We start from the raw sequence: 16647 nt of genomic DNA, 5'->3' as shown, positions 1-16647 counted from the left end.
CCGAGGCGCACTCGACCGGACAGGCAAGCCTGCCGGATGGTGCGCCGCACAATAGTTAGGCACTTTGGTACTGTCAACGAACCGCAACGCGGCACTGCTACGCACCCCTTTCGCAAACCTGCAGCGCCCAATTCGGCATCAGTTTGCCGGGCCGTTGCCTCCACCCATGACATTGATCATGTCGCGCAGCGCGTCCTGGGCGGCGGTGCCGAGGCTGGTCTGCATGGCCTGCATCAGCGTCGCCATGACCGCCGCCGAGAAAACCTCGCGGCCGATACCCTTCTCGGTGCACTCCTCGAAGGCCGCATCCAGGTGCCGCGTCACAATCTCTGCGGCGTCCGAAAGCTGTGCCTGCACCTGGTCGTCGGGCAACCCGTCCATGTCTCGCTCCGTTGGTTTGACGTGCCGCATCAGGCCATGAGGCATTGCGGCAAGTCAAACCCGGCGGTTCAGCAGCCCCACCGCCAGCACAAGGCCCGCGGAAGTCACCGCGACACCAACGATCTGGATCGCGGAGGGGTACTCCCCCAGCAGCGGCGCGCCGGCGAGAACCGCGGTGGCCGGGATGGCCGACGGAAAGACCGCGCCGCGCGACGGACCGAGCCGTGCGACAGCCGCCATGAAGGCTGCGGTGGCAATGCACCCGGCAAAGACGCCCTGCCCCAGCCACTGCAGCGCCAGTTCGTCCCAGCCGATGGCCGCAATGGCGTCGATGTCGGCCAGCACAAGGTAGACGGGCAACATGGCGAAGAGCGAAAGGACGGTGACGACGGCGGCGCCCTTCAGTGGCGGCACCGACCAGACCCGCAGCAGGATGGCGAAGACCGCGAAGAAAAGGTTGGCGGCAACCAGGCAGAGATCGCCGAGCAGGATTCGCCCGGTCACCGGCGTGAGGAAGGCGCCGCCGCCCACCAGCAGGATACCGGCGACGATGATGCCCAGCCCGGCAAGCCGAAGCGCACCGGGACGTTCGGACAGGAATGCGATCGACAGGACAGTGGTCCCCAGCGTCAGCACCGCCGGGCCGATGACCGCGCCATGGGTGACCGGCGCCAGGGTGAACCCGCCCGCCATCAGGAAGCCGAATCCCGGCCCCCCGAACAGGGCAAGCGTCAGTCCGCGGCGCCAGCCGATACCGCCGAGATCGGCAATGCCAACCTGAAGGAGGTACGGCAGGAACACGAGGCCCGCCGGAACCAACCGCGCCACGGCGAGGTCAAGGGGCGAGAAGCCGGCCAGCGCCCCGTGTCTGGCGACGACCACATAGGCGGTCCAGCCGGCCAGCGCGATCAGGCCGAAGCCGAGACCGGCCCCATCCAGACCGGGGTTGGATTTCGAACTCGCTTCCAAGGATCGAGATTCCCGATTGAGGCCCTAGTTGTCCGGCGTCCTCTGCGCAGCCTGCGCCGCGGCCTCTGCTTCAGTCTCCGCCTTTCTCGGCGCCGGCGGCGGCGTCAGATACAGACGCCAGCGCCGTGCCAGCTTGTAGGTCAGGACGCAGGCGACGATGGCGGGCGGACCGAAGCTGGCGCCGAAGACTTCCATCGAGAACACGATAGCCGCGAGCGGGACCTGAACCACCGCGACAAGCGCAGAGCTGAGTCCCGCGACAACATAGATCGAGGGATCGTTGACCGTCGTCAGGCCGAACTGGTCCAGCAGGTGGAACATGCCGGCGCCCGAGATGCCGCCCATGTACATCGCCGGCACCAGTGCACCGGCCGACCCGCCGGCCATCAGCGTGAAACCGGTCGCCACGGCCTTGGCGATCACCAGCACGAACAGCACCCACCAGACGGTCAGCAACGGATTTCCCTCGCCCGCGATGACTTGGACGATGGTGTGCTCGGAGACGCCCATGACATGCTGCGGCTCGATCCCGAGACCGTACCAGAGCGCCATGGCGATGGCCGCCACCACGGCCGCACCGACAACCGGCTTCGCCACCGGGGCCAGCGGCGAGATCAGCTTCTTCAGGAAGGTGAAGAGCGCCGTGATGCCCAGACCCGCAGGCGCGCTGATCAGAAGGGCCACGACCGCGACCTCGGCGTACTCCAGCGGCGTATAGCGGTGGCTGTGGAACGGCACCGAGAACAGCGGCTGCATGTCCAGGAAATGGTTGTTCATGGCATAGGCCACGACCGCCCCGATCAGCGAATACATCAGTGTCCGGTAGAGGATGCGGGCGTTGTAGACGACCTCGGCGGCGAACAGGGCTGCCGTCATCGGCGCATCGAGCAGCGTTGCCACCGCCGCGGCGATACCGGCCATCTGATAGATGCGCAGATCGTCCGGCCGAACGACGCCAATGACCTTGGACCACCAGGCGCCGAGGTTCTCGCCGATGGGCACGACCGGCGCCTCGATACCGCCGGACCCGCCGGTGCCGACCGTCAGCACTGTCAGGACAGCCCGTCGCAGCGCTTCGAAGATGGTCGGCTGGGCGTAGCGGTCCTTCGCCCCGTTCTCGTTGAAATAGGTCGCGTGGAAGGCTTCCAGCGACCGGCCCATCCCGTCGCCCTCGGAGCTCTTCCAGGAAGGCAGTTGCAGCAGCAGACCGCGCAGCAGCGCGCCGATCAGGATGACGCCCACAAGGATCGCGACGGCGTAGTCGGCGTGCCAGGCCGGCAGACCCGATTCGGCGCCATGGCCACCGTGTTCGCCGTGTCCGCCATGGCCGTGGAAGGGCGCGAAGGTGAACTCGGCGCCGAATTCGATGCCGAACCTGATGAGGGTGCAAAGTACCCAGACGCTGGCGGCAATGACCGCCACGACGACCAGATTGACGATCAGGCGTCGCCAAGTGTCGACAATGTCGTGCGACGTGTCGAGCTGCGCGCTTTCCCGCTTGACCCTGTCGGACGGACCCCCGGCCATGCGGCTGGCCCCCTCAAATCGTTCCGTCCGGCGCGCTGCCCCTCAGCCCGCCGGTGCCCGCCATCATTCAGGGAATGCCGCAGTCCGGCAAGCCGCGGTCCGGCGTTGCGGGTTCAACCCTTGCGGTCTCGCGCCGCCGGCAAGCGCGCCGCGATCTCCAGGACCAGCTTCTTGACCAGCGCTTCCTTGAAGCCGCGGGGTTCGTCGACCTCCAGCGCGAAGGACCAGGGTCCGCCAATCACGTCGCGCCGGAAATGCTCGGCCAGCGGACCGCCGAACGGTCCGGTCATGCCGCCGCTGCGGTAGTTCAGCGCCAGGGCGTTGATGGTGATTCCGGCGTTCAGCGCCGCGCCACGGGCATTTGGCAGCGGCATGCCGCCCCGCTGCCCGGCGTCGGCGGAGACGTCGATGACCATGCGTTCAGCGCGGTAGTCATTCTCCTCGATCCAGGCGTGACAGAAGGCGATCGCATTGCTGATCGAGTTCCAGCCGAAGGCCTGCCGCGGCGCGGCCAGAAGCTCCACGGCGAAGGCGTCCGCGTCTTCCTTTGAGGCGATGCGGTGCCAGGTGGTGACCGGATGCATGCTGTCGGCCCCGCCCCACTCCATCATCGCGATGGCGATGCTCTGCTTGTAGCCGCTCCGGATGATCTCCAGCACCCGGCTGTCGGTGATGGCCGCGGCATAGGCCTGCCGCTGCAGGGTGAATTCATCGGGATCGATCGAACCCGAACCGTCGACGGCGAGGCAGATCTCGACGTCGACTTCTTCCCGGTCCTCCTGCGCGAAGACAGCCGGCGGCAGGACGAGAAGCGCCAGCAAAGCGGCGCAGCGGAGCATAATCATGGGCCGAACCTCGAATGGTCCGGCAATTCTAGCGGAACCTGAGCGTCTGTCTCATCACACCTTGCGGTCGAGCCCGGCGAGCCAGTCGAGCAGCAGGCTGTTGACCTCGTCGGGCGCTTCCTGCTGGGTCCAGTGGCCGATCCCGTCCAGCAGATGCGCGCCACGCAGGTCGGTCAGGTTCGGCTTCATCATCGCCAGCATGTCGGCGCCGGGCAGCATCTTCAGCACAAGATCGCGCGTGCCCCCGATGAACAGCGAGGGCTGGCCGATGGGCGTCGCCGCATGCGGGCGCAGATAGGCATGATCGCGGTAATGGTTGCGGTAGCGGTTGAGCGGCCCGCGGAAGCCGGAGTGCTCGAACTCCGCGGTGTAGTAGTCGATATCGGCGTCCGTCAGCCATGCCGGGAAGGGATCCGGGTCCGGCAGCCGGTCCAGCACGGTCGCGCCATGCGGTTTGTCGACCGGCCAGGTGCCGTCGGGCGCGTCGCCGGAAATGGCGTAGTAGAAGCGCCGGAGCGCGCCGCGCACATCCGCCTCCAGTTCGGCCTCGGCGACGCCTTCGTCCTGGAAATAGACCTGGTAGAAAAACCGCCCGCGTTCGGTGAAGGCCTTGCGCACGACGTCGATGAAGGCGAACTCGCCCTGCGGCAGATAGGGCACCGAGAGTCCGGCCACCGCCCTGATCTTCTCCGGATAGAGCAGCGCCGTGTTCCAGACGATGGGCGCGCCCCAGTCGTGCCCCATCAGGATCGCCTTGCCGCCGCCCAGCGCGTCGGCGACGCCGGCCACGTCGGCGGTGATCTGTTCCAGGCTGTAGGCTTCCACCGGCTCCGGCTTCGCACTGCCGCCATAGCCGCGCACATCGATGGCCGCGACCGTATAGCCGGCGGCCGCCACCGGCCCGATCTGGTGCCGCCACGAATACCAGCTCTCCGGGAAACCATGGACCATGATCACCAGCGGCCCCTCGCCGGCCACCGCCGCCCGGAGCTCGATCCCGTTCACCGGAATCTGCCGGAATGTCACCTCGTCCATGATGCCGCTCATCGATCCGCCTCCCCGTTGCACAGAGGCGCAACCATCTCATGTCCTGACGGGCGCGCAAGGCGCAGCGGGCGGAAATCGGCGATGTTCGGAAAGACTGGTACCCCGTAGGGGAATCGAACCCCTGTTTCCAGCGTGAGAGGCTGGCGTCCTGGGCCACTAGACGAACGGGGCAGGGACCAGTTGCGAGGCGCGGGTTCTAGCGCCGCGCGGGGCTGCCGTCAAGCGCCTGACGTCAGGTCCGGCGGGCGACAATGTAGCGGCTGTGCGGAGCGCCGTCGAAGGCCGTCGCCTCCACGATCTCGAAGCCCTCGGCCGCGATCAGGCTCTCCAGACCGGCCGGCGCGGAAGAAGCCGACATGGGGCGCCTTCCCCAGCAGTTGCATGATGAAGATCATCGGGCGGAACATCACGCTGGCCTCGGCGAGGCACATGGTCTTGGAGATGAAGACGCCGCCGGGCTTCAGCATCTCCCGCGCATGCCGCACGGTGGCGGCAGGATCTTCCAGCAGATGCAGCAGATTGAAGGCGAGCACGGCGTCATAGCCGCCCTCGCCTGCCGCGCGGGAATCGGTGGTGGCGAACTCGACGTTCGAGACCCCTTCCGTCAGCCGCTTGGCCTCGGCGATGACGATCATCTCGCCGGAGATGTCGGTCGCCGTGATGTGGCCGGCGGCGTCCGCCAGCTTCAGCGCCGTCGTCCCGGTGCCGCAGCCGATCTCCAGCACGCGCGCCTCCGGGCCGAGATAGCTGCGGGTCCGCTCGAGCGTCTGCTCGTAGGCCCGGACGTTCTTCACCGGCGATTTCGCGTACTTCGCCGCCACCTTGTCCCAGAATGCCGCTGCCGTGGTCATCCGCTCCCCCTCTGATGCCGGCGACAGAACTGGGGCCGCCGCCGCGAATCGCAAGCCTTCATCGAGCCATTCCGTTTCCGCACGCGCCATGAGCCGGGCGGGACGCGGCCATCGGCTGGCGCAACCCCTGTCCCCCTTGCAGCGCACCGGGCCTTGGGCTTTATTGCCAGCAAGTGCGCGTTCGCGCACGGGGGAGACAAGCGACAGAGGAAATCATGGCAGGGATTACCGGCTTCGGCGGCTACGTGCCGCGACTGCGGCTGCAGCGAAAGGCTGTGGTCGAGGCGAACGGCTGGTTCAACCCGGCGCTGGCAGGGCTGGCGAAGGGCGAACGGTCGATGTGCAACTGGGACGAGGACAGCCTGACCATGGCGGTCGAGGCGGCCCGCGACTGCATGGGCGAGACGCCCCCGGCGGATCTGCGCTCGATCTATTTCGCGTCCACGACCATGCCTTTTGCCGACCGTCAGAACGCCACCGTTGCCGCGACGGCGCTGAACCTGGGCGAGGACATCCGCACCGTCGACATGACCTCCTCGCAGCGCGCCGGCACCTCGGGCCTGATCGACGCGCTGGAGAACGCCGAGGGCCGTGACGGCACCGTCCTGTTCCTGGCCGCCGACACCCGCGAGACCGCCGCGTCGGGCCCGCAGGAGCTGCAGATGGGCGACGCCGCCGCGGCGTTCACCATCGGCAATGACGGCGTCATCGCCGAGTTCCTGGGCAGCCACCAGGTCTCGACCGACTTCGTCGACCACTACCGCGGCCAGAACCGCTCCTTCGACTACAACTGGGAAGAGCGCTGGATCCGCGACGAGGGCTATTTCAAGATCGTCCCGCCGGCCGTGAAGGCGCTGCTGGACAAGACCGGCGTCGCCGGTTCGGACGTCGACATGATGGTCATGCCCGCCCTGATCCGCGGCGTGCCGCAGCGCATCGCCAAGGGTGCCGGCATCGCCGAGGAAGCCGTGCAGGACAATCTGCATGCCGTCATGGGTGAGGCTGGCGCCGCGCACGCGCTGGTCATGCTGTCGAAGGCGATGCAGAACGCCGGTCCGGGCAAGACCATCCTGGTGATCGGCTGGGGCCAGGGCTGCGACCTGATGCTGTTCCGGACCACCGATGCGATTGCGAAGTTCAAGCCGGCGCTTGGCGGCGTCGAGGGCTATCTCGGCCGCAAGAAGGCGGAGAGCAACTACAACCGCTACCTCGCCTTCAACGACCTGATCGACCGCGACAAGGGCATCCGAGCCGAGGTCGACGCGCAGACCGCGCTGACCACGCTGTACCGGAACCGCAAGAAGGTCCTGGGCTTCGTCGGCGGCAAGTGCACCAAGTGCGGCACCGTGCAGTATCCGAAGTCGCATATCTGCGTGAACCCGAACTGCGGCGAGTGGAAGAGCCAGGAGGACTACCCCTTCGCGGACGAGCCCTGCACCGTGCAGTCCTGGACCGCGGACGGCCTGACCTACTCGCCGGACCCGCCGACCCATTTCGGCATGGTCACCTTCGAGGCCGGCGGCCGGCTGATGGCCGACCTGACCGACGTCGACAAGGGCGGCGTCGAGGTCGGCATGCCGCTCCGCATGGTCTTCCGCGTGAAGGTCGAGGACGAGCGCCGCGGCTTCAAGAAGTACTTCTGGAAGGCCGCGCCCGACCACCGCAAGACCGCGGCGTAGACACCCGCCGCACCGGCGAACGAAAGAGGGCGCTCCGGTTTCCGGGGCGCCCTTTTCCTTTGTGGCTGCTTGTCTGTTGCCCCCGGGCTCGACCCGGGGGCCTCGGCTCGCCACCTCCGAGGCGTTGGAAAGGTCAGGTCCCCGGGTCAGGCCCGGGGACGGCAGTGTTCGGGGACAATCGGAGCCGCTTACCCTTTCCCGTCCCCGGGCATGCCCAGAGGACCTTGTCGTCCGCCTGCGCCGGAGGCCTTCGGATCAGGTCCGAAGGCAGAAAAAGGCGCTAAAGCCGCCGGTTCGCGCTCACCTCGGGCACGCCGAACTCGGCGTGGCAGACCTCGGCCAGTTTCGCGACGCCTTCGGTGATGGCGTCCTTCGGCGGATTGGCGAAGCAGATGCGGATCCAGCGCGTCCGGTCGTCTTCCAGCGACCATTCGCTGCCCGGATTGACCGCGATACCTGCCTGCCCCGCTACCGCTGTCAGCCGGTCGGTGTCGACGCCGTCAGGCATCCGGACCCACAGGAAGATGCCGCCCGGCGGCTTGGTGTAGTGCACCGAGGTGCCGAAATTCTCGTCCAGCGCGGCGATCAGATTGTCGAGCTTGTCTTCCAGATGCGCGTTCATTGCCATCAGATGCGCGTCGAAATGGTCCGGCAGGTACTCGGCCAGCACCATCTGCTCCAGCGCGCCCGAGCCGGCGTCGTGCTTCACCGACAGGATCCGGCTCATCATGCTCCAGGGCGCGGCGATGTAGCCGACGCGGAGCGCCGGCGCGATGGTCTTGGAGAAGGTGCCGATATGGACGACGCGCCCGTCCGGGTCCATCGCCGCCAGGGCGGGGGGACGTTCGCCGGACCAGACCAGATCGGCATAGCATTCATCCTCGAAGACGGCGGTGTCGTATTCGCGGGCCAATTCCATCATCCGCTCACGCCGGTCCAGCGGCAGGATCGTGCCCGTCGGGTTCTGCACCGTCGGGATGGTGTAGATGCATTTCGGCCGGACGCCGTTGGCCGCGAGACGCTTCAGCGCATCTTCCAGCGCATCCATCCGCATGCCCTCGCCGTCGACCGCGATCGGCACCACCGTCGCCTGCCTGCGGGCGAGGCGCGGGAAGACGCCGCCATAATTCGCGGCCTCGATCAGCACCGTGTCGCCGGGCGCCAGCAGCACCTCGTTGATCAGGTCCATCGCCTGCAGCGAACCGGAGGTAAGCATGATGTCGTCGGCCGGGCAGTCCATGCCGGCATAGCGCTTCAGCTTGCCCGACAGCCATTCGCGCAATGGCAGATGGCCCTGCGGCCCGGAATGGAGATTGTACATGCCCAGGCTCGCGCCCTCACGCGCCAGCACGCGGTCGGCGGCCGCGCGTAGCGCATCCACCGGCACCATCTCCTCCGCATTGTTGCCGCCGACGAAATTGTATGGCGGATGCCCGCCGAAACGCTGCGCCGGCGCCGGCAGCCCCGCGCGCGCCACGCTGGAAAAGTCGAATGTCATGTGAATTCCGCCCATCGATTCATTATTTTGGGAAAGGCTCGCACGGGCCGGCCCGCCGGCTCAAGCGCCCCGGACGCGGAGGAAGGATGCACGAGATGAAACACCTGACAGCCGTCGCCCTCGCGGGCCTGATCGCCACGCCCGCGGCAGCCGGGCTGCCGGAGGATGTGGAACTGGTCGGCCAGAGCTACGGCACCTTCCGCGCCTGTACGGCCTACTACGCCGAGCGGGGCGGCCTCGACGCGCTGAGCTTCCGGGTGCCGCGCGAGGACCGGAACCGCAAGGCGCTCGACGCGCCCGGCATCCCCGACGCCGACCGCGAGACCCTCGTCGCCGCCTACGAGACGGCGCGGGAACGGGCCGCCGCCGTGGCGCTCAACCGCATCCGCATCCTGCGCCTGCAGGCCGAAGTCCGGGATAGCGACGACGGCGTGCTGGACTACTGCAGCGCCGCGGCCGGCACGTGTCGAACCCTGCCTGGAGAACGGAAACGACGACGGCTACTTCCCGGCCTGCGCCGCAGCGATCAAGGCGTCGGCGAAGGGTTAGCCCCAGCCCAGTTGCCCGTGGGTTGACGCCGAGGATCGGTTTCCCGGCGGTTCCACCCGTGACTGCGTCACCCCGGCCTTGAGCCGGGGTCCGGTGCGGCTTTGCCGCAAGTTCGACAGTCGGACCGGATGCCGGATCAAGTCCGGCATGACGGCTGAAGAGGCGGCACTGCCGTCCCGAGACGGCCTACTCCGCCGCCCGGCGTACCACCTCAGCCGCCCCATTCGGCGTCAGCCGGTACACCCCGCGTTCCACCCGCTCGAACCAGCCATAGTGGTCGGCGCGGAGCATGTCGCCGGCGCGCGGGACCTCCATGGCCTTCGCCAGGTCGGACGCCTTGGTCGGACCATGCTCGGCCAGATGAAGCGCCAGCCGGATGGCGTCCTGGCGGTAGGCGGTCATGCGCTTCACCCCGGTGACGCCGCCGGTGTTGGGGTCGCCGACGCGGCGTTCGAACTCGCGCAGCAGCCGGCCGGCCCGCCTGTTCCGTTTCCTCGGCGCATACGGTCCGGGATCGAGATGCGCCTCGACACCGACCTTCCTGCCCGTCCGCACCGCCAGCAGCCCGAGCCCCAAGCGGCGGCACAGCGCGACGATGTCCCTGTACTTCAGCTTCCAGCCCCGTTCGCCCGAGACCGGCACGGCCAGATAGACATGGTCGAACAGGGTCTGCCGCTGCACGCCCTGCATGACCAGTTGCAACGATAAGGTGGTCTTCAGCTCAACGATCAGAGGCGGTTCCTCGCCGCGCACGGCCATCACGTCGCAATCGCCGATCTCGGCCTTCACCTCGTAGCCCTGCGCCTCGAGATAGGCCTTCACCGGGGCGTAGAGTTCGGATTCGCGCATTCCGGAATCATGCCCGCCTGCATGGCCGGGCGGAAGGCTGTGCATTTGTGACCGCTTCGGAATTCGGGCATCATCCGCGCGCTTCACGGGAGGAGCGCGACATGAGCGAACATGATCTGGTCATCCGCGGCGGCACGCTGATCGACGGCACCGGCGCCGGGCGCCGCACCGCCGACGTTGCGGTGAAGGACGGCGTCGTCACCGAGGTCGGCAAGGTCTCCGGCCACGGTCACCGCGAGATCGAGGCGGACGGGCGGCTGGTGCAGCCCGGCTTCGTCGACATCCACACGCATTATGACGGTCAGGCGACCTGGGACGAGCAACTCGCCCCGTCGAGCTGGCACGGCGTCACCACCGTGGTCATGGGCAATTGCGGCGTCGGCTTCGCGCCGGTGAAGCCCGGCGACCGGGATCGCCTGGTGCAGTTGATGGAAGGCGTCGAGGACATTCCCGGCACCGCGCTGCACGAAGGCCTGCCCTGGGCCTGGGAGAGCTTCGAGGAGTATCTCGACTATCTGGGCGCGCGGGCCTTCGACATCGATGTCGGAGCGCAGCTGCCCCACGCCGCCGTCCGCGTGAACGTGATGGGCGAGCGCGGTGCGCGGCGCGAACCGGCGACGCCGGACGACATCGCCGCCATGGCCGAGATCGCGCGCCGCGCGGTCGAGGCCGGGGCCATCGGCTTCACCACCTCGCGGACGCTGAACCACCGTTCCTCGCTGGGCGAGCCAACGCCGACCCTGCAGGCGGAACTGGACGAGATGCTGGGCATCGCCGGCGCCTTGGGACAGGCGAAGAAGGGCGTGATCCAGCTGGTCAGCGATTTCCTGGAATTCGACGAGGAATTCGCGCTGGCCCGCGCCATGGGCGAGCGTTCGGGCCGGCCGGTCTCGATCTCGGTGGCCCAGGCCAAGGCCAAGCCGGACAACTGGTGGATGCTGCTGGACGCGATCAAGCAGGCGAGCGATGCCGGCGTCACCATGCGCGCGCAGGTCGGCTCCCGGCCGGTCGGCGTTATCCTGAGCCTGCGCGGCACGGTCAGCCCCTTCATGCATTGCGAGACCTACAAGGCGCTCAAGAAGCTGCCCTTCACGCAGATGGTCGCCGAGATGCGGAAGCCGGACGTGCGCGAGCGCATCCTGAGCGAGGCGACCGTCGACAAGGACAGCCACATACTCGCCGGCCGCATGGTCGACCGCTTCCACCTGATGTTCGATCTGGGCGATCCGCCGGTCTACGAGCCGAACCCGCGGGACAACCTGGCCGAGCGCGCAAAGGCGCAGGGTGTCAGCGCGCCAGAGCTGGCCTACGACCTGCTGATGCAGCGGGATGGCTGCGGCCTGCTCTACATCCCGATCCTGAACTTCGCCGACGGCAATCTCGATTCCGTCCGCAAGCAGCTGCTGCACCCCTGGGCGGTGCCGGGCCTGTCCGACGGCGGCGCGCATGTCGGCACGATCTGCGACGTCAGCTTCCCGACCACGCTGATGCAGTGGTGGGGCCGCGACCGCCCGCGCGACCGTATCCCGCTGGAAACCCTGGTGGCGAAGCAGGCGCGGGCCACCGCCGAAGCCGTCGGCTTCATGGACCGCGGCATCATCGCGCCGGGCTACAAGGCCGATATCAACGTCATCGATTTCGACCGCCTGACCCTGCACGCGCCGGAGATCGCGGGCGACCTGCCCGCCGGCGGCAACCGCTTCCTGCAGCGGGTCAGCGGCATCGACCACACCTTCGTCTCGGGCGTCGAGGTGGCGAGCAATTCCGAGACCACCGGCGCCACGCCGGGCCGCCTCGTCCGCGGCGCACAGGCAGGGCCGGCGTAGGACAAATCTGGCAACGACGTCGCCGATCCAGAGCCTCCCCCTGGCAGGGGGAGGCCGGCGCGCAGCGACGGGTGGGGGTCGGCTGCGTGAATGGAAGAATGGCGAACGCCTGAGCTACTCCCACCCCCACCCAACCCTCCCCCTTGGAGGGGGAGGGCCAATTCGATTCTGACCTGCCCTAGAACTCCACGCCCTGCTGCGCCTTGATGCCGGCGCGGAAGGGATGGGCAAGCTGGGTCATCTCGGTGGCCAGATCGGCGATCTCCAGCAGCTCGTCCTTGGCGTTGCTGGCCGGTGATGACGACGTGGGTCATCTCCGGCTTCTCGTCACGCAGGAAGGCCACGATCTCCTCGACCGGGATGTAGTCGTAGCGCAGCGCGATGTTGAGTTCGTCCAGCAGCACCATCTTCACCTCGGGGTCGAGAATGCGCTGCTTCGCGAGGTCCCACGCGGCGCGGGCATTGGCGATGTCGCGCTCCCGGTCCTGCGTCTCCCAGGTGAAGCCTTCGCCCATCGTGTCGAAGGTGCAGAGGTCGGAGAACCGCTCCTCGATCAGCCGCCGTTCGCCGGTGTCCATGCCGCCCTTTATGAACTGCACGACCGCGCAGGGCATGCCATGGGCAATGCAGCGGAAGATCATGCCGAACGCGGCCGTCGACTTGCCCTTGCCCTTGCCGGTATGGACCACGATCAGGCCCTTCTCCCCGGTCTTGGCGGCCATGATCTTGTCGCGCGCGGCCTTCTTCTTTGCCATCTTCTCGTTGTGGCGCTGATTGACGTCCTGGTCTTCGCTCATGTGCCGCCTCCCTGTCTGATTGCCGCCAGCCGGTCCCGGGTGTCGTTGGCCCGGGGCTGCCAGAGCCCGCGTTCGATCGCCTCGTCGAAGCGGTCGGCCATCTCCGCCAGCGCCGCCGGATTGTGTTCGGCGATGAAGTCCCTGACTTCCGTATCGCCCAGATAGGCGTCGTGGAGCAAATCGAAGTGATGGCTCTGTACCGCGGTCGTCGTCGCCGCGAAGGCGAAGAGATAGTCCACCGTCGCAGCCATCTCGAAGGCGCCCTTGTAGCCGTGCCGCATCACGCCGGCGATCCATTTCGGGTTCGCGGCGCGGGAGCGGACCACGCGGCCGATCTCTTCCGACAGGGAGCGGATCACCGGCCGCTCGGGGCGGGAATGATCATTGTGCCAGTTGACCGGCGCACGGCCGCGGAGCCGGGCTACCGCCGCCGTCAGACCGCCCTCGAACTGGTAGTAGTCGTCGGAGTCCAGCAGATCGTGCTCGCGGTTGTCCTGATTCTGGATCACCGCCTCGACTGCGCCGAGCCGCGTCTCCAGATCCGCGCGCGCCCGCGTGCCCGCAGCCCTGGCGCCATAGGCGTAGCCGCCCCAGTTCAGGAAGCTGTCGGCCAGATCGCCGGCATCGTCCCAGAGACGCTCGTCGATCATCGCCTGCAGCCCGGCCCCGTAGGCGCCGGGTTTCGAGCCGAAGATGCGGTGACCGGCGCGCAGCTCCGCCTCTGCTTCCGGCACGCCGTCCGCCACCAGCGCCGCCGCATCCCGTCGGAAGGCGGCGGCCAGCGGATTGTCGTGCTCGCTCTCGTCCAGCGCCATCACCGCCCGCACGGCGGAATCGAACAGGTCGATCTGGGTCGGGAAGGCATCGCGGAAAAAGCCGGAGATCCTGAGCGTGACGTCCACCCGCGGCCGCCCCAGCGCCGTCGCCGGGATGATCTCGAAACCCGTGACGCGCCGCGAGGCCGGCTCCCAGACCGGGCGGACGCCAAGCAGCGCCATGGCCTGGGCGATGTCGTCGCCGCCGGTGCGCATGTTCGACGTGCCCCAGACCGTCAGCGCCGCTGTCCTGAGCCAGTCGCCCTCGGTCTGCATGTGCCGGTCGATCAGGCGGCTTGCCGACATCCAGCCCAGCGTCCAGGCGGCCTCGGTCGGCATGGCGCGGCTGTCGATGGAAAAGAAGTTCCGGCCCGTCGGCAGCACGTCGAGCCGGCCCCGCGTCGGCGCGCCGGACGGTCCCGGCCGGATGAAGCGGCCGTCCAGCCCGGCCAGCAGCGCGGTCATCTCGGCGTCACCACAGGCGTCGAGGGCGGGGGCGATGTCGGTAGCAATTTGTTCGAGAACCGCCTGAGTTCCACCCCCACCCGGCACTGCGTGCCGACCTCCCCCTCCAGGGGGGAGGTTTGGGAATCGCGCATCTTCTCCCTCCCCCTTGAGGGGGTAGGGTTGGGGTGGGGGTGATGCGGCCTCGACCAGTTCGGCCGCCAGCAACTCGATCCGCTCCACTGTGTCGCCATTCGTCCGCCATGGATCGTCCGAGACCGCCACGAGCGCATCCGGCCTCGGACCGCCCCAGGGCGCGCCGAGTTCGCAGTCCAGCGGGTCGAAGCCGAGGTCCAGATCGTCCGCGATGGCCCGCTGCAGCGACGCCCGCCCCCGGCCCGGCACCCGCGCCAGCGCCGCCAACAGGTCGCGCCGCTGCGGCCCTTCCGGCGATGCCCCGAAGACATGCAGACCGTCCCGGATCTGCGCTTCCTTCAATTCGCAGAGATAGTTGTCCAGCTTGGTGAAGGCGCTGTCCGGCGCCTCGTCCGGCGCGATCCCGGCGTCCGCGTCCAGCCGCTCGGATCGGATCAGCGACAGGATTTCCTTCCGCAGATACTCCAGACGCCGCCGGTCCAGCCCTGCCGCGTCGTAGTACTCGTCGACCAGCGCCTCGAGGTCCTTCAGCGCGCCATAGGTCTCGGCGCGGGTCATGGGCGGCGTCAGGTGATCGACGATCACGGCGGAGGTCCGGCGCTTGGCCTGGGTCCCCTCGCCCGGATCGTTGACGATGAAGGGATAGAGGTTCGGCAACGGCCCCAGCGCAGCCTCGGGGAAGCAGGCTTCCGACAGCGCCAGCGCCTTGCCGGGCAGCCATTCCAGATTGCCGTGCTTGCCCATGTGGACGATGGCGTCGGCGTCGAACGCATGCCGCAGCCAGGCGTGGAAAGCCAGGTGGTTGTGGGGCGGCGGCAGGTCCGGGCTGTGATAGCTCTCCTTCGGATCGATCTGGTAGCCTCGCGCCGGCTGCACCGCGACGACGATGTTGCCGAATTCGAGCACGGACAGGACGAAGCCGCCGCGGTCCACATCGAAGAAGGGATCGTCCTCGGCTGCGCCCCAGCGTTGGTCGATGGATTCCGCTGTCTGCGGCGGCAAGGCTTCCAGAAAACGCCGGTACGACGCCACCGGCAGGACGACACCGCCACGGCGTTCGGCGCGGTCGGTGAACCAGTTGGTCGGGCCGGCCATGATGGCGTCCATCAGCACCTTCGCATCGGCCGGCATGTTTTCGATGTGGTAGCCGGCAACGGAAAGGGCTCGCAGCGCTGCAACCGTGCTCGCAGGCGTGTCCAAACCGACGCCGTTGGCCAGCCGCCCGTCGCGGTTGGGATAGTTTGCCAGGACAAGAGCTACTCGCCGGTCGGGTGCGGATTTCCGCCGCAGACGCACCCAGGCGGCCGCCTGGGCGGCGACGAAGTCCACACGGTTATCCACAGGCTGGGGGACGACGATGCCGCACTGGACCGCGGGGTCGTAACGGGCCTCGGCCTTGAAGGCGATGGCCCGCGTCAGCACCCGGCCATCGACCTCTGGCAGGGCCGCATACATGGCGATATCGCGCGGGCCGAGACCTTGCGCGGAGTCCTGCCAGGCCGCTTCCCCGCTGGAGGCCACAACGGCCTGAAACACAGGCGTACCGCGGCTTTCGAGAACCGTCGCGACCGGCGCCGCCGTGCCGTCCGCCTCGCCCGGGCGGCCAACCGCGAAAGCTGTGAGGTTGATCACTGCATCGACATCCGCCGCGGCCAGCAGCTCGCCCAGCACCTCCGACGACACGCCGTCCTTCAGACTGGAGACGAAGACGGGCAGCGGCTGGAGGCCCTTCCGCTGCAGCGCGCGGAGCAAAGAATCCACTGGCGCCGTGGCGCCGCCCTGCAACAACGCACGGTAGAACACGACGGCCACGGCAGCGCCGCGAGCGCCAGGAATTATTTCCTTGATCGAGGGATTTTCACGCCCCGGCCAGTAAAGACCCGCACGAAACAAGGGCTTCGGCGAAGGGGGTAACTCGATACCGTTGAGCAACGACCCACAACCTGACAGGAAATGTCTGGCGTTGGCCGGCCCGCCTTCACGCAGATAGCGCCAGAGCAGATCGGCCATGTCCGGATCGCCGACTGACACGGAAAGCAGCTCCGGATCCGGCTTGTCGTCGCCCGGCAGCGCCAGGAAGGTGACGCCGTGTTCGCGACAGGTCCGCGCGATCTCCTCGATGCAGTACGACCAGTAGCCGATACCGCCGAGGAACCGGCCCACGACCAGTCTCGACCCGGCGACAGTCCGCTCGGCAAACAGGTCCACCGACATCGGATGTTTCAGGAAGGTCAGGTTGGCCAGCCGGAGCGACGGTGCGTCCGCCCCGAGCTCGGCCCGTGCCGCGGCCAGGCTTGCGATCTCGGTGTCCGCGGCGGTCAGTACCACCACATCCGCCGGATCCTGGGCCAGATCGACGGCCTCTTCGCCGTCGTCGATCGCCCCGGGCTGCGCCTGGAGAAGATGCATCAGAC

General features: G+C 68.0%; 12 protein-coding genes, 1 tRNA gene and 1 pseudogene. 3 read left to right on the top strand and 11 right to left on the bottom strand.

From position 1 onward, the window contains the following. Positions 1-138: 138 nt before the first annotated feature. The 7 genes from ACMVY4_RS11680 to ACMVY4_RS11650 all read right to left on the bottom strand — a co-directional run bounded on the left by ACMVY4_RS11680 (position 139) and on the right by ACMVY4_RS11650 (position 5620). Positions 139-381: a hypothetical protein gene (locus ACMVY4_RS11680; protein WP_416896202.1), complete on the bottom strand. Its 243-nt coding sequence runs from the start codon at positions 379-381 to the stop codon at positions 139-141. Positions 382-435: 54 nt separating this feature from the next. Next, entirely contained in the window at positions 436-1350 is a 915-nt protein-coding gene (locus ACMVY4_RS11675; RefSeq protein WP_416896201.1) for a DMT family transporter, read from the bottom strand. Between the two features lie 24 nt (positions 1351-1374). Further along, a complete protein-coding gene (locus tag ACMVY4_RS11670) occupies positions 1375-2877 on the bottom strand; it encodes a chloride channel protein (RefSeq protein WP_416896200.1) in 1503 nt (500 codons plus the stop codon). Between the two features lie 113 nt (positions 2878-2990). After that, positions 2991-3722 carry a DUF1194 domain-containing protein gene (locus tag ACMVY4_RS11665; RefSeq protein WP_416896199.1) on the bottom strand — a complete coding sequence of 244 codons (732 nt, stop codon included), beginning with the start codon at positions 3720-3722 and terminating at the stop codon, positions 2991-2993. A 54-nt stretch (positions 3723-3776) separates the two neighbouring features. Continuing rightward, positions 3777-4769, bottom strand: coding sequence for an alpha/beta fold hydrolase (locus ACMVY4_RS11660; RefSeq protein WP_416896198.1), 993 nt, complete (start codon positions 4767-4769; stop codon positions 3777-3779). Positions 4770-4864: 95 nt separating this feature from the next. Then, a tRNA-Glu gene (locus ACMVY4_RS11655) sits at positions 4865-4940 on the bottom strand. 47 nt (positions 4941-4987) lie between these two features. Next, a complete protein-coding gene (locus ACMVY4_RS11650) occupies positions 4988-5620 on the bottom strand; it encodes a class I SAM-dependent methyltransferase (RefSeq protein WP_416896197.1) in 633 nt (210 codons plus the stop codon). A gap of 215 nt (positions 5621-5835) precedes the next feature. Between ACMVY4_RS11650 and ACMVY4_RS11645 the strand changes: the two genes are divergently transcribed. Continuing rightward, entirely contained in the window at positions 5836-7299 is a 1464-nt protein-coding gene (locus ACMVY4_RS11645) for a hydroxymethylglutaryl-CoA synthase family protein (protein WP_416896196.1), read from the top strand. 280 nt (positions 7300-7579) lie between these two features. Here the strand turns inward: ACMVY4_RS11645 and ACMVY4_RS11640 are convergent, their stop codons facing one another. Continuing rightward, positions 7580-8803 carry a PLP-dependent aminotransferase family protein gene (locus tag ACMVY4_RS11640; protein WP_416900305.1) on the bottom strand — a complete coding sequence of 408 codons (1224 nt, stop codon included), beginning with the start codon at positions 8801-8803 and terminating at the stop codon, positions 7580-7582. An 89-nt stretch (positions 8804-8892) separates the two neighbouring features. Between ACMVY4_RS11640 and ACMVY4_RS11635 the strand changes: the two genes are divergently transcribed. Continuing rightward, entirely contained in the window at positions 8893-9372 is a 480-nt protein-coding gene (locus tag ACMVY4_RS11635) for a hypothetical protein (RefSeq protein ID WP_416896195.1), read from the top strand. Between the two features lie 160 nt (positions 9373-9532). Here ACMVY4_RS11635 and ACMVY4_RS11630 read toward each other — a convergent pair whose 3' ends face one another. Beyond that, on the bottom strand, positions 9533-10195 hold the full coding sequence (locus tag ACMVY4_RS11630) for a DUF2161 family putative PD-(D/E)XK-type phosphodiesterase (RefSeq protein ID WP_416896194.1): 663 nt from the start codon (positions 10193-10195) through the stop codon (positions 9533-9535). A gap of 101 nt (positions 10196-10296) precedes the next feature. Between ACMVY4_RS11630 and ACMVY4_RS11625 the strand changes: the two genes are divergently transcribed. After that, positions 10297-12021 (top strand): N-acyl-D-amino-acid deacylase family protein, encoded by a 1725-nt coding sequence (locus ACMVY4_RS11625; protein ID WP_416896193.1) that lies wholly within the window; start codon positions 10297-10299, stop codon positions 12019-12021. Positions 12022-12199: 178 nt separating this feature from the next. Here ACMVY4_RS11625 and cobO read toward each other — a convergent pair. Both cobO and cobN read right to left on the bottom strand, forming a co-directional pair. Continuing rightward, a pseudogene (cobO, locus tag ACMVY4_RS11620) lies at positions 12200-12818 on the bottom strand (cob(I)yrinic acid a,c-diamide adenosyltransferase). Beyond that, entirely contained in the window at positions 12815-16642 is a 3828-nt protein-coding gene (gene cobN, locus ACMVY4_RS11615; protein WP_416896192.1) for a cobaltochelatase subunit CobN, read from the bottom strand. Before cobN ends, cobO begins: the two are co-directional and overlap by 4 nt. Positions 16643-16647: the final 5 nt, after the last annotated feature.

This window comes from Minwuia sp., from assembly GCF_048007105.1.
Classification (GTDB): domain Bacteria; phylum Pseudomonadota; class Alphaproteobacteria; order Minwuiales; family Minwuiaceae; genus Minwuia.
This window is presented reverse-complemented; position numbering and strand designations above follow the sequence as displayed.

Excerpts from the sequence above, each read along its gene's own strand:
- ACMVY4_RS11680 (WP_416896202.1), bottom strand. The coding sequence starts at position 381 with ATGGACGGGTTGCCCGACGACCAGGTGCAGGCACAGCTTTCGGACGCC.
- ACMVY4_RS11670 (WP_416896200.1), bottom strand. The coding sequence starts at position 2,877 with ATGGCCGGGGGTCCGTCCGACAGGGTCAAGCGGGAAAGCGCGCAGCTC.
- ACMVY4_RS11665 (WP_416896199.1), bottom strand. The coding sequence starts at position 3,722 with ATGATTATGCTCCGCTGCGCCGCTTTGCTGGCGCTTCTCGTCCTGCCG.
- ACMVY4_RS11660 (WP_416896198.1), bottom strand. The coding sequence starts at position 4,769 with ATGAGCGGCATCATGGACGAGGTGACATTCCGGCAGATTCCGGTGAAC.
- ACMVY4_RS11650 (WP_416896197.1), bottom strand. The coding sequence starts at position 5,620 with ATGACCACGGCAGCGGCATTCTGGGACAAGGTGGCGGCGAAGTACGCG.
- ACMVY4_RS11645 (WP_416896196.1), top strand. The coding sequence starts at position 5,836 with ATGGCAGGGATTACCGGCTTCGGCGGCTACGTGCCGCGACTGCGGCTG.
- ACMVY4_RS11635 (WP_416896195.1), top strand. The coding sequence starts at position 8,893 with ATGAAACACCTGACAGCCGTCGCCCTCGCGGGCCTGATCGCCACGCCC.
- ACMVY4_RS11630 (WP_416896194.1), bottom strand. The coding sequence starts at position 10,195 with ATGCGCGAATCCGAACTCTACGCCCCGGTGAAGGCCTATCTCGAGGCG.
- ACMVY4_RS11625 (WP_416896193.1), top strand. The coding sequence starts at position 10,297 with ATGAGCGAACATGATCTGGTCATCCGCGGCGGCACGCTGATCGACGGC.
- cobN (WP_416896192.1), bottom strand. The coding sequence starts at position 16,642 with ATGCATCTTCTCCAGGCGCAGCCCGGGGCGATCGACGACGGCGAAGAG.